This is a genomic window from Butyrivibrio sp. (assembly GCF_015056685.1).
Taxonomy (GTDB): domain Bacteria; phylum Bacillota; class Clostridia; order Lachnospirales; family Lachnospiraceae; genus Butyrivibrio.
Genome location: NZ_SVFW01000049.1, coordinates 15,400 through 28,307, shown reverse-complemented (window position 1 = coordinate 28,307; position 12,908 = coordinate 15,400). Strand labels below are relative to the sequence as shown.

Annotated in this window: 9 protein-coding genes and 2 tRNA genes; all 11 read right to left on the bottom strand. The window is 39.9% G+C overall.

Annotation, left to right across the window (positions count from 1 at the left end; all coding sequences use genetic code 11):
- Positions 1-368: 368 nt before the first annotated feature.
- The 11 genes from E7303_RS14925 to E7303_RS14875 all read right to left on the bottom strand — a co-directional run bounded on the left by E7303_RS14925 (position 369) and on the right by E7303_RS14875 (position 12,870).
- Positions 369-453, bottom strand: a tRNA-Leu gene (locus tag E7303_RS14925).
- Between the two features lie 49 nt (positions 454-502).
- Positions 503-585: transfer RNA gene (locus E7303_RS14920), tRNA-Leu, on the bottom strand.
- Positions 586-667: 82 nt separating this feature from the next.
- The gene (locus E7303_RS14915; protein WP_103868459.1) at positions 668-1,000 is read right to left on the bottom strand and encodes a hypothetical protein; all 333 of its coding nucleotides are present in this window, start codon (positions 998-1,000) and stop codon (positions 668-670) included.
- Between the two features lie 62 nt (positions 1,001-1,062).
- On the bottom strand, positions 1,063-1,905 hold the full coding sequence (locus tag E7303_RS14910) for an arginase family protein (RefSeq protein WP_292146202.1): 843 nt from the start codon (positions 1,903-1,905) through the stop codon (positions 1,063-1,065).
- Positions 1,906-1,943: 38 nt separating this feature from the next.
- Entirely contained in the window at positions 1,944-2,717 is a 774-nt protein-coding gene (locus E7303_RS14905; RefSeq protein ID WP_292146201.1) for an adaptor protein MecA, read from the bottom strand.
- Between the two features lie 165 nt (positions 2,718-2,882).
- Positions 2,883-3,527 carry a sortase gene (locus tag E7303_RS14900; RefSeq protein WP_292146200.1) on the bottom strand — a complete coding sequence of 215 codons (645 nt, stop codon included), beginning with the start codon at positions 3,525-3,527 and terminating at the stop codon, positions 2,883-2,885.
- A complete protein-coding gene (locus E7303_RS14895; protein ID WP_292146198.1) occupies positions 3,520-3,768 on the bottom strand; it encodes a TIGR03905 family TSCPD domain-containing protein in 249 nt (82 codons plus the stop codon). The genes E7303_RS14900 and E7303_RS14895 overlap by 8 nt, the downstream gene beginning before the upstream one ends.
- 180 nt (positions 3,769-3,948) lie before the next feature.
- Positions 3,949-5,097, bottom strand: a complete 1,149-nt coding sequence (locus E7303_RS14890) for a Cna B-type domain-containing protein (RefSeq protein ID WP_292146197.1) — start codon at positions 5,095-5,097, stop codon at positions 3,949-3,951.
- A 9-nt stretch (positions 5,098-5,106) separates the two neighbouring features.
- A complete protein-coding gene (locus tag E7303_RS14885) occupies positions 5,107-5,967 on the bottom strand; it encodes a class C sortase (RefSeq protein WP_292146195.1) in 861 nt (286 codons plus the stop codon).
- Between the two features lie 109 nt (positions 5,968-6,076).
- Entirely contained in the window at positions 6,077-7,585 is a 1,509-nt protein-coding gene (locus tag E7303_RS14880; RefSeq protein WP_292146194.1) for a SpaH/EbpB family LPXTG-anchored major pilin, read from the bottom strand.
- Positions 7,586-7,674: 89 nt separating this feature from the next.
- Positions 7,675-12,870 (bottom strand): SpaA isopeptide-forming pilin-related protein, encoded by a 5,196-nt coding sequence (locus E7303_RS14875; protein WP_292146193.1) that lies wholly within the window; start codon positions 12,868-12,870, stop codon positions 7,675-7,677.
- Positions 12,871-12,908: the final 38 nt, after the last annotated feature.

Genomic DNA, 12,908 nt, shown 5'->3' with positions numbered 1-12,908 from the left:
TTCTCAACAAGCACGGCGCCCCGTGCTCGCTGAGGAAAATCATCCGCTGCGCGGCTGATTTTCTCAGCTCGCACTTAAGACAGGGAAATACAAAAAGAAAAGCTAGTGCGATTCATCCCACAACCGATTTCATCGGAAGGGGTTTTCTCGCACGATATTTATAATTTGTTGTAAAGAACAAATTTAAAATGAGTCAAACTGAAACGTCCCCAGTGACTCGCCACGCGGAAGATAGGGACTTGCGACGGAACAAGCAAAGCTTGTTCCTAGTCCCTTTAGGGAAACCCACGCAGCGAAGCTGCTGGGTGAGAGTCCCCTTCCGCGCAAAACAAAAGGACCAACTCTTTCGAGTTGATCCTTTTGTTTCGTGCGGAAGATGGGACTTGAACCCACACGACATAAACAGTCACAAGATCCTTAGTCTTGCTCGTCTGCCAATTCCGACACTTCCGCATTTTCTATATATGTACAAACCGCTTCAATTGCACTAGATAAAATCTAGTGCAGGAGAAGGGACTTGAACCCTCATGTTGTTGCCAACACATGGACCTGAACCATGCGCGTCTGCCATTCCGCCACTCCTGCGTGCAACGTAGTTAATGATACTCACTTTCAGCCACACTGTCAAGGCTTTTTAGCACTTTATTTTAGATTTTTTTTACATTTTTCAAAGCCTCGTCAACTTATCTATGTAAAAATACATTTTCTTCATAACATCGGAAATATCCTTATAGTGCAGCGCACAAGCCGCTGCAGCTACTGCAAATACTGCTGCACATATAAAGCTTACAAAAAAGAAATTCACGAATCCAACTGCAAGAAAAATGCTGGCACAGGTAAGAAAGCCTATGATTGCAGTGAGTGTCCTCATCAGCTCCTGGTGAAGGACGGTTGCCTGCATCACTATTCCCTCTCTTTCTGAAAATACCTCATCCTCAGAAAGTACTTCAAAATCAAGCTTTTCAAGGTGTCTTAAATAATCTCTGAATCTCTTTTCCATATTTCCTCCATGATGTTAATACCAATAAGTCCGCTCCCAAAGGAGAGTCTAGGAATATTATACTATATTTCGTTTATATTTACACTATTGTTTACAGCTAACAACTTGAGAATATCCCAATTAAACTGATCATTTTGAGCTATTGCCCTTTCCAGATCAATCCCTTCCTGATCTGGAGCACATTCGCCACAGATATCAACGCCGATCACTTTTCTCCCAGTCAAAAGAGCTCTCGTAAACTCCAAAACCTCTGAATCAGTGAACTCACCCTGATCCCAGTTGGTTCTAAGATCATCTGTCCTGATCACATCTTTATCAATCGAGAGATATACCGGATACTCCGTCTCAGGAAGCCTAACTCTAATACTACCGGCGTCGTCACTTCCATTACCCAAGCCCAGGATCACGTCTTCCCGGTCATAGAAGTGCACTCTGCATCTATCCGCCTCATCAAGCTCTTCAATAAGCTTTCTATCTGCTCCTATCACATGCACATCCCGCACATTCGCATTTGTATCAAGTACATTTTTTACCCAACTCCCACAGGAGAGGATATCTCCAAACATTGATGGCTGCATGTCAGGGTGATGATCCAGAACCACAAGCGAAAAAGGCTCTTTTACCATATCCAGCAAAAGAGCTGACATATAATGATAGTTCCCTGAATCAATGAAATGAATTCCATTGGCAAATGCATGCAGATTAACAGGGTTTTCACCGTACTCCGCATCAATGACAGCCTTTTTGATAGCCGCCTTAGCGTCATCGTCGCACAGGCAGTTTGTCCCCGAAATATCTTTTAAATCCAGGACTTTTCCACAAAATGAAGAGCCTTTATCTACTCGATAAAAGCTCTCTTCATCATAAATACCTGAAAAATTAAATACCGAAAATTCTGCCTTCATATCAAGTCCTTATATCTTCAGACACTCCACATATCAAGTCATCTTGCAAGATCAGCCAGATGTACAACCGCATCATCTGCAATAAGACTTTCGCCGTGCTCCTCTACAACCATAGCTTCGGGAGCATTTACAGTGAGCATCTGAGAATACTCAACTCCTGCTCTTCTCATGTCATAGATGATGCTCTCATTGGCGGACATAAGTCCTGCAATAAGATAATAGCGATCCTCATATTTATACAAACTCGAGTCAACAATCGGAAGTCTCTGAACAACCTTGGCAAATCTCTTAACTTCATCAAAATTGTCAAACTCCATCATGTATCTGGCGTACTCTGAAAGAGGCTGATAACTTGTAGTAGCCTGCTCCACAGCCGATGGATCAAAATCATCCTTGCCATATATTCTATTGATAGTATCTGTTACATTTGTGATAACTTCATTAAGCGCAACACCTTTTTCCTTGCCGGTTTTGGCCTTGATCTCGTCCACCTTTTCCTGAGTCAGCATTTTAAGGATAGTATCGGCTGCTCCACGAATACGGTCTGTTGCTTTCTGAATATCTTCATTGCTCATCTTAACCGCGAAGATGCGCACACTTCCATCCATCATCATGTTTTTGCTCATCATCATGACCTCTGTTTCCGGATCATAATCGAGCTGCGCCCCAACTTCCCTGTTGAGTTGTGCAAAAAACGAAGTAGTGTTTTCTGCACCTTCTATAACTGCCTCAGGAGTAAGCCCAATTTCATGAAGTTCTGATGCCGCAATACTGCATTCTACTGTGGTTGCATTCATTTTTACTATAATCATTACGCATCATCTCCTCTCCTTGGATACATTTCTCCATTTTTGTACTGTAATTATATATCTCAAAATTAGCACTGTCTAGGTGAGAGTGCTAAAATTTCTATTAACACTCTATAACATTACAGTAAGATTATCGGCTATCATGCATAAAAACTAAAGTGTTACTGCTCATTTCCTGATGTGCTTACTCTTTTCTGCGGCATCAAGTACATCAGGCGTAGTGCCCGTCTCGCTATACTTTCCAACTGACTCACACCTTATCGTCACGCGGTTCGCGCCTCCAAGTGTACAGGTAAAAAGAGTCAGATCCCAGTCTCCTGCTTCCATTTTTTCAACGTCATAAGCTCCAAGAGTCTCAATATTGGTGACCTCATAGTACTTACTCATACCATTCATATCAGTAACAATTACTACGTCACCTGAAGTAAGCTCACTCAATTTACCGAAATGCTCAGTGTAATTATGGCCGGCTATTATAAGGTCATCATCGTACATGCTGCCTTCATATCTGCAGACAGCGTACTTGGCATCCTCCTGGCTCCAGGAACTCTGCACAGGTAAAAGAAGTTCCAATGAAGGAATCTCAAGTGTACCCACAAAGCTATGTCCGTCCACATCAACAACAGGCATGTCACCGGATAAATTCTCAAGTACCACGCCCGGCATCTGTTCAATAACTCCCTCAAGCATTTCATCGGAAGCATTCCCAGCCTCAGATGATTCATCAAGATTATGTTTTAGCAAAAAAACTGCTATAAAAATAAGAGCAGTACCGATCAAAATATACTTATGACCACTATGATCTTTATGCATTCTGCCTCATTGCCTCTTCAATCGCATAAGAAAGCTGATCGGGGCATGATGTATTTTTAAAACCACACTTAATGCCACGAAGCTTTGCTATGGCATCCTCGCACTTCATTCCCTCTACAAGCTTGGATATTCCCTGCAGGTTGCCGTTACATCCATTTGTAAATTTCACTGCACCTATTGTGTCTCCGTTAAGCTCAATATCAATCTGTGTTGAGCATGTGCCTTTTGTCTTGTAAATCATTATCTCTTACCTCTTTTTTCTAACTTTATTATATCAAACTTCAGCCTTTTATACATTTGTTAAAACCACATGATCAGTAACAAATATACATTTTAATATACAAAATTGCACCCTGTGGCTGACCACAAGGTGCAATCAACATTGATCACATACACATACTAAATCCGGCTGCTCTATCTGTCAACCGGCATTCTTCCTGTTTGCCCTGATTCCCTTGATAATAAACAGGACTCCTGCTATTACCAATATAGGAAGTGGCCACCAAAGCTGACCTGTCTGTGGAAGTCTTCTTGCACCAAGTACTGCAGGAAGATTTCTAAAAGCTCCTAAAACTTCCGGAAGATCAGGTATTCCAGGTGTTTCCGGTGTGTCTTCTGTTGGTGTATCCTCATCTGGCGTATCAGGTGTTTCCGGCGGAGTCTCAGGTGGAGTTTCAGGTGGTGTCTCCGGCTCATTATACGTGTTTTCCAGAGTAAAAAGAATCACCTTGCTGCTTTCACCATTATATGAGCTTTCGCTTGTACTTACCGTATAAGGAGAGTCACTGCTGATATTCTCTTTTATGGTCCAATCGTGAGCTGTAACCTCTCCTGACTCACCCCTGTAATCCATATCAGACCAGGAATAGAACCAGTTATTTGATGCACTGAGCTCAACTGTCTGAACCTTTTCTCCATCTCTGTAAAGATCAACACTTATATATGGAGGGCGCTTGTCCTCATTATCTGTATCTTTCCAAACCTTTCTTATTTCATAGGTCTTTGGATATTCTTGAGAGCACTTAGCTCTTAACACAGGTGCGTATACAGGGTTAACCCAGGTGTCATTTGCATCCGTTGTTGGTACTGAGATCAAAAAAGTATCAACTGCATAGGTACAAGCCTCTACTGGATCATATAAAGCTTCTGTCCTTATCATGTAAAGTCCCAGGTGAAGCCCATCAAAAAACGCTTCTCCATTTACGTCAGAAACTGCATGTGCAGTAACACTCATATGACTGTATACGTAAGGCTCAATGGTATCAATTATTACATCCCACTGACTCTGATCTGTGATGCCATTAAGATTGGTCACAGGCTGATCTTTAAGCTCATCTATCAGTGTAAACTCGCCATTTTCACTGATATCTGCCACCAGGTATGCATCGACCTCCATGCCTTCAAGGAGCTTGTCATCAAATTTAAACTGCAAAGTCATCTGTCCCTTATCCTGCCAGCTCATATCGATAAGGTTCCTTGCTTGAACAGGAAAAGAAAAACTTCCAAGCATCAATAATAAAACAGCCACAAACATCACTATTCTGTTAAGGTTTCGTGTCAGTTTTTTCATCCTTCAACCTCAATTTTTTGCTGCTTTTTTTGCTTTAGGCTTTCTGGTCATTACCATAAATACTATAAATGCAATGAGCAGCATAGGCGCTCCAATAAAAGGAGCTATCATAAGTGTTCCGTACCTTGTTGCATCTGCCGGTACGATAAGTTTTGTTTCTTCGTTATAATCAACACGCTTTGCTCTTACAAGGAGCCTGTGAGTATTTACACCGTAGGGCGTACAAGTCACCAGCGTGACGTATTCTTCTCCATCTACTATTCCCAGTCCTCCGGTATCTTCCGGTAAAACTATGCTTATGTTATCAACCTGATAAGCAAAGGTCTGATCCAGGATATGTAGTAAAAATGTATCTCCAACGATCATCTGATCGAGATCTGTAAAAAGTTTTGCCGATGGAAGTCCTCTATGCCCCGACAAAATACAATGAGTACTTTTTGTACCTGTTGGAAATGAAGACCCTTCAAGGTGTCCTATTCCCATCTGTAAAACTGTTTCTTCAGTTCCGTGATATATCGGAAGTCTCACTCCAATATTTTCTATTTCTATAGTTCCTATAACTCCCGTTCCTGTTGGATCAAGGGTGTCATAGTATTTAGCCTTAAGTTCACCGTCCAGTGTTAAAAAAGAACTCGACTGCGCCTTAACAAGTCTCTCATTAAACTCTTTTGCAGCCTTCCAGTAAGAAGAATAATCTTCTGTAGTAAGATTGGCCAGTGCTTCATCATAACTTGCCACAACTCTGCTCTGGTGTTTTGTATTGATATAGTTACTTATTGAGGGATAAAGAAAAATCGCAACACCCACTATAAAGATCAACCCAAATATAATGTTGGGGAGCTGACTTTTCAGTCCTTTATTTTTTTTCATCTATTACCTGACTCATTTACTTGTTTTTTTTCTTCAGGGGGAATCCATTCCCCCTGAAGACTGAAACCAACAAGATTCAAATATATATAAACTTTTTCATACCCGTAAATTATTCAGCGTTCTGCTTTCTGCGAACGATAAAGTACGCAGCCCCTGCAACTATAAGTACAACACCAAGTACATAGAAAATAGTTGTACCCATTCCACCTGTTGAAGGAAGAATTGAACCAGCTGTGTTTATAACTGTAAGTGCTGTAAATGTATCTTCACCACTTGTATATACAACTGAGTTTTTTGCCTGATGTCCATTGTCATCCCCCTGAGCATCTTTTGTTGTCTCAGATGTAATTGTGAATGTTTTAGGTGCTGTAAGGAGGTTATATCCCTCAGGAGCCTTTGTCTCTGTAAGCTTGTACTGATCAGCATCAAGACCTGTGATCTCTATAAGACCCTTATAAGTTTCATCGGATGGTGTAACAAGAGTTGTTGTAGTTGTCTCATCACTTGCTGTAGCAACTCTGTACTTACCATTTCCAAGATCTACAACAGCTATAGGATCTGCCTTTTCCTGATTTAAAGAAAGTTCAAACTCTGCTCCTGCAAGCTTTGTTCCATTGCCATCTTCCTTAACAACATCAAGCTTGTATGTGTATGTTCTTGTCCAATCCCACCCTAAATCTGGATGATTGTCGTATGTTATGCGAGATCTGTTGTCATTACCCTTTCCCCAAGCGTTTGAACCATCACCTGTCGGAATTCCAACAATAGCATCTTTATTAAGTACTGCGCTGTAAGTAATTGTAATAACAGTATCTTTAGCAAGTGCTTCGATAGCAGAATCTGTAAATGTAATGTTGAAATGCTGACTGTCAACATAATTAACTGTATACTGGCCCTCTGTTAAGGTATCAACTGTTACAGAACCATTAACAAGGTCAAGAGATTTTGTCATTTCATCTTCAAACTTAAGTCCTGTAACACCAGGCTGTACAGTTATTGTACTCTTGAAGTTTACAGTCTGTCCGATATCAGCATCGTCCTTGTCACCGAAGTTTTCTGTTGAATCTTCTTCAACCTTCTTATCTGTAGTTGTTGTTCCGTTCTTATCAGCTACTTCTGCATTAGGATTTGTGCTATCTACTGTTACAATAGCACCAGTTGTTGTCTGAATGAAATAGTATCCGTAAGGGAGACCCTTAACTGTAAAAGATCCATCTTCATCTTCAACTACTGTTGCAACTAGATCAGCATCTGTAACATAAGCCTTGATAGCTGCAATATCTTCTGCTGAAAGCGCTGTTTCTGGTTTTTCTCCTTCCTTAAGATTCGTATTTTTTGTGTAAAGAACATTTCCTGCTGTATCAACCACAAATCCAGCTGGAGCTTCCTTCTTTCCTGCTACAAGCTTATAACTTATGTTAGTTCCATCTGTTGTAGCATCAAAGACCTTATAAATTTTATAAGTTTCATTCTTATGTGTGTTGCTTACTGTGATTGAAGCATCTCCTGTAACTCCTTCAGCAACAGTAATTGTTTCAGCTGCGCATACGCTGATGCTTGCACTCATGATCATTGTCGCTGCCAGCACGCCTGTTAGTAGTTTCTTTAGTCCTTTCATTTGTGTCCTCTCCTTTGAATCTTGTGTTATTTCTTATATGTATTTTGTGCCAATGGCACTTGTTTAAAATGCTTTCGCATCAAAAACCATTAACTGCTCCCAAAATGGGCCTTTTTCTTTCGCCTCGTAAATGTTAATGCCATTCCCGCAAGGGAAATCAATACGAGTCCAAATCCTGCCATTTCAACAGTTCTTTCACCTATGCCTCCTGTTTCTGGCAAGGTAGCTGGAACAAGCTCATTACGCTTATTGGTAAACTCTAAAGTTCCCGAATTGATACCGGTCTTACATTCATCAGTATATTCTGCTGTGTAATACACATTGTTTACTTCCGAAACGTAGTAGAGCCATAAGTATCTGTCGATTATATTTCCGTCATCATCATATACGTAATAATATCTTTCCAGATTATCAATTGTCGTTGTCCATTTGCCTGACTTGGTAAGGGTCAGGGTCATGAAATTCGGATAATCTTCATTTAAAGTTTTCTCGTTTTCAACTCCAATTGATGACGAAACACGCTGTAAATAGTAAGGAACATTATATGAATATGCTTGATTGCAATCTTTTATAACTATTGTAATATCGCTATTAATCGATACTTCATACCGCTCATATACTCCACTACTCAAAGTCAATCCTTCATCTGTGGTAATCGAAGAGCTAACAGAAATTCTAGAATCAGGTTCGATGATAATATCGTTAATCGTCACGCTATTCCCCTCATCAGTCCAATTCCCATTACTAAATAGTTTTGCGTAAAATACCACCTTTGAGCCATCTAAAACTGAAGGAAATCCAATGTATTCCTGTATAGTATTTTGAGCATTTCGATGGTCTATATTCAATGTATGATATGTTTCACTATTTTCTGTTGTTTCACTTCCAAGTCTTCTTCCAAGCTTAACAGTAATACTATCAGGCATGGTCTCATCTTCATTTTCCCAATACTTATTTATAGTGATTGACGTAGTAGTCTTGGTATTAGTAAAGTTATAATCCGTTCCCTGGCTTATAGCTACTATTTCGTTTCCGCCAGTGTACTCATTTCCTGAAGGTAGGTTCATTGAATAAGTCTTAGTATCTGCAGATGGCATATAGAAATACAGCGGAGTAGTCTTTAAAAGATATCCTTTAGGTGCCTTAGTCTCTACCAGCTTGTATGCCTGATTATAGGTAAGGTGCTGCAAAGCTACCAGGCCATCTTCTCCTGATATGTATTCCGAAGCTGCATTATCTGCTGAATCTTTCCATGTCGCTGATGAGGAATCATATATGATTCTCTGCCACGAAGATCCTGTCCATTTATAGAGGGCAAATTCTGCTCCGCCTAAGACAATTGCATTGTTTTCATTATCAACCTTATAGATGTTGATTCCATGAACATTAGCTTTTGCTCCAGCCTCTTCCAATGTGATAGTTTTTTCAGTTTCAGACGAGCCTTTGTCTTCCGCAATGCCTTTTAAAGTAGCCTTATTACTTACTATAATCGACACCTGACCGGAACTATCACTATTGAAGGTATACCTATACACTATTCGCAGATGCTTTTTATCAGGAATCTTGAATTCAATAGTGTTATAAAGATAATATCCATCGTCCTGCCCTGAATTATCCCAATAAGAAGCCTTTGTCTCATAACTTCCCACAGAATATGAATACTCATCAGTAGAAAGCTCCGACAATGTTTCATTTCCTGCGGAATCAGTTATAACTTCATAAACTTTTATATGTCCCGCAACAAGTGTTGCTCCAAATGAAGACTGTGACTTGGCCCGCAATGTATCAGTGAGTGTAAGCTCATCACTGCCTTCCAATAAGTCAGCGGCATTTTCATTAACTTCCAGCGTGTACTCAATTGTATCTTTTGCATCAATTAAGTTACTGTTTGATGTTTTTTTCAGAGCAGTCTCTGTCTTGGTGATATTCTGAGTCTGTGAATCGCCGCCCAGTTCATTTCCACCTTCATTTTTCAAGGATACGCTGTTTGCAAATGTCCTAATGCCATTTGTAGCACTTGTCCAGTCAGGATCATCAATCTTTGCTCTTACTCTGAGGTAAAGCGTTTTCCCTTGCAGATTAGAAGGGCTAAATGTAACTTTGACATTTTGACCATCTATGCTCTCATAGAAAGAAGTATTTAAATACGTTGCACTTCCACCTGAAAAAGCTACTGCTCCGTTGAAGCTGTCATTATCTGCTATCTCAAGTCCGTAATAGTCAGTTTCCTTATATGTATAACTGTCTATAAGGCTCACTCCACCAGGCAATGTATCTGTTGCCGTAAGAGTTTCATAATTGCAAATCTCAGGAATATTTATCTTAATACGCCAGGTAAGTATTCCGGATTCCAAAAGATCTTCAGAATAATAATCATAAGCTGAATCAGAATGCGTACCTTTTCCATCGTATTTGGCAATTATCGGTTCATAATTTTGTGTATCTGTAGAAGAATAGCTTTGACTTCTCACATATGCATAATTCGTAAAGGATGTAGTATTATTGCCATTTCCTATGTAGCCTGTTGTATTGTATGTAAATTCCAGATCAGTTGTAAGGTCTGAATAGAATCTGATTACAAAGCCCTTATATCCTGATACTCCTCCGACAGTTACTCTTTCGCCCTTCTCTACAGATAAGCTTCCGTTATATCCAGCCTGTCTTATAGCAGACTCAAGGTCTGACAGCTGAGACTCTGATAGATACTCATTACTATCCTGAATAGCATCTGTAAACGACCAGTACTCAGAATTGTTATCACCATCATTACATTTTATTGGAGCATGTATTGTAACGTTCCATTTAACAAGTACTGTGGACGCATCATCTGTTGCACTATCTATACCGTCAGCTTTTTTCTCTACTACCTTTGTATTGTCACCTGTATATACGCTTGCTTTCTTGTCATCTCCATAGGTTTCACCATTCAATTCCTTGGTGATACTCGCTTCATTGACAAGGCTCCCCCATTCGAGATCAAAAACAGTGTATGTATAGGTGTACGTAAACTCATATGTACTATAATCATCCGATGTAAACGTATATCCATTTTCATCAAGACTAATTTCTTGGCCAACTTTTAAAGAGGCCGTTTTACCACTTGGCGTTGAAACACTGGAAACCTTTATTTTTCCAACGTAAGGTGTTGAGACATCTTCCCAACCATTTTCAGCCAATGTATGAACAAAGTCTTTTAGTGTATAGCCATTTAAGTTATTCCCCAGAGAATTAAGCCTGATAGTCCAGGTAACAGTCTTATTGGCTGTATCTGCTGTTCCATACTTATCGATATTGGGAACATTGCCGTTAATATCAGTTTCTACCGTATACGACCTACTTTTATCCTCATCAAAAACAGCCTTAGCATTGTTGTTTACTTTTACAGATACATCTGAACCGGATACAGAATCCGGCACTTTAAATGTATATGTGATTGTATAGCTCTCACCTTTACCAAGATCAGGGAGACTGATTGTGGCTGTTCCATCAGTTCCAACACTTACTGTATTTCCGGAAGCTATATTAGTGCCATCACTCTTTGTTATCTTAATCTTCTTCAGCTGGTTTTTCAGATTGATATCACTCGTCAATCCGGAATTCAGATTCTTATCAGTCAAACTATTGTTATATACAGTCAGGACATCCGTAAGAGTAATGCCTGAAGTACCTGTTCCATTATTGGATGAGATAACAATTGTATAATCTATAGTTTTATTTGTTTCATCATAACTTGAAGCTTTTTTCTCAAGTGTCAGGTCATAGCTATCGCCTTTTACAATATAGATGTATATTTTTAAGTTATCATCAAAAACATACTCTTTATATGTCTTTTCACTATCACTATTGGCATTTGCCATTGCGACAAAATAAAAATCGCCTTCGATTTCCTGAGTACTGTTCTTGGCAGCGAACTCAGGATAATAGGTGATAGTCACAAGGCCGCTTTTTTCAATTGCAAATGTACCAACAGCTTCATTTTCTGAGTTATAAACCATACCTGATATTGCTTCATAGACTTCTATCCCATGTTCAGCAAGATTATAAGTAATTGTTGGTTTTTCTGCACTTACTGTATTCTTGGCAAGATTATAATCAATGGTAAAATACAGCTTGTCACCTGTAGTTACTTCTGCACCGCTGCTTATGGGTGTTCCGCCGCTGTATGTTTTTGAACTTCCACTGCCTTTTTCATCAGGATTTTTAACTAAAGTAACACCAGTGATAGTCATTCCTGCTACTGTTGTGTATACAGTTGCTGATCCGGATGTACTGTCAGCTGCATATGCTGTAAGTGAAAAAAGGTCAAAAAAACTATCTATTCTCCCTATCAGAGAAGTAGCTTCATCACTATTTTCTTCTTCAATCTCACCGGCTTCATTAATTATTTCTTCTTTTACTTCATCACTATACTGTATGATCAGCTGGTTATCTTCAGTGACCTCATAGCTTCCCTTGCCATCATCAAGTTCTGCAGCATCAGTCTCCGCAGTTCCAAACTCTTCAGGAATTTCAAGATGGATATCATCACTTACAACCGCCTCTTTTGGAAGAACATAATTAAAGGTTATCCTAAGCTTATCAGCAGGCTTTATATCATCCTTGTCAATAACTTCCCACTCACCATCAGCATTTTTACGCTCAATGATCGTCTCTGTGACGTATTCCAAAAGATCTACAGACTCAGGAATATCTAATGTTGCCTTTTCAGCATCCAAAGAGCTTCCTGAAGAAGCAACTCCTGATGCCTCACTTGCGGATTCCTTAACAGTAGATGCTGATGAAGCACTTGAAGATACGCCTGATTCATTCTCTGATGAACCTGCACTTGAAGAAACGCCCGACTCATCCTCTGATGAACTTGCGCTTGAAGATTCGCTGCTTTTTTCCGAACTTGCAGCACCATTCTCAGTTTCATTTTCTGCATTCTGATTTTCTTTGTCAGACTCTGAGTCCGCACCTGTCTCATCCATAGCTTTTTGTGACTCTTCATCAGATGCTTCCTTGGATGTTCCTTCTTCATCTACAGATACAGAAGCTTCCCCATTTTCCTCAACTTCTTGCATCTGCTCTATAAGCCCCTGCTCGAACTCATTATCAGCCGTTTCCATAACAAGTCCAACCTGCCCTGCACCTTCTTCAGTCATTGCAGTAGCAGGCTTATTAAGCCCATAAAGCGTAGCCGTCCCTGTAAAAAGAGAAAGACAAAGAACAAACGCCAACCACTTTTTTCGGTTCTTGTGATTTCTTATGTACTTTTCAGCGCGATTTTCAGTTTCCCCTCGCATTTTTTTACCTCAATCGAAGCCAAATAAAAGTTACCGGT

Excerpts from the sequence above, each read along its gene's own strand:
- E7303_RS14900 (WP_292146200.1), bottom strand. The coding sequence starts at position 3,527 with ATGCATAAAGATCATAGTGGTCATAAGTATATTTTGATCGGTACTGCT.
- E7303_RS14915 (WP_103868459.1), bottom strand. The coding sequence starts at position 1,000 with ATGGAAAAGAGATTCAGAGATTATTTAAGACACCTTGAAAAGCTTGAT.
- E7303_RS14875 (WP_292146193.1), bottom strand. The coding sequence starts at position 12,870 with ATGCGAGGGGAAACTGAAAATCGCGCTGAAAAGTACATAAGAAATCAC.
- E7303_RS14910 (WP_292146202.1), bottom strand. The coding sequence starts at position 1,905 with ATGAAGGCAGAATTTTCGGTATTTAATTTTTCAGGTATTTATGATGAA.
- E7303_RS14885 (WP_292146195.1), bottom strand. The coding sequence starts at position 5,967 with ATGAAAAAAAATAAAGGACTGAAAAGTCAGCTCCCCAACATTATATTT.
- E7303_RS14880 (WP_292146194.1), bottom strand. The coding sequence starts at position 7,585 with ATGAAAGGACTAAAGAAACTACTAACAGGCGTGCTGGCAGCGACAATG.
- E7303_RS14895 (WP_292146198.1), bottom strand. The coding sequence starts at position 3,768 with ATGATTTACAAGACAAAAGGCACATGCTCAACACAGATTGATATTGAG.
- E7303_RS14905 (WP_292146201.1), bottom strand. The coding sequence starts at position 2,717 with ATGATTATAGTAAAAATGAATGCAACCACAGTAGAATGCAGTATTGCG.
- E7303_RS14890 (WP_292146197.1), bottom strand. The coding sequence starts at position 5,097 with ATGAAAAAACTGACACGAAACCTTAACAGAATAGTGATGTTTGTGGCT.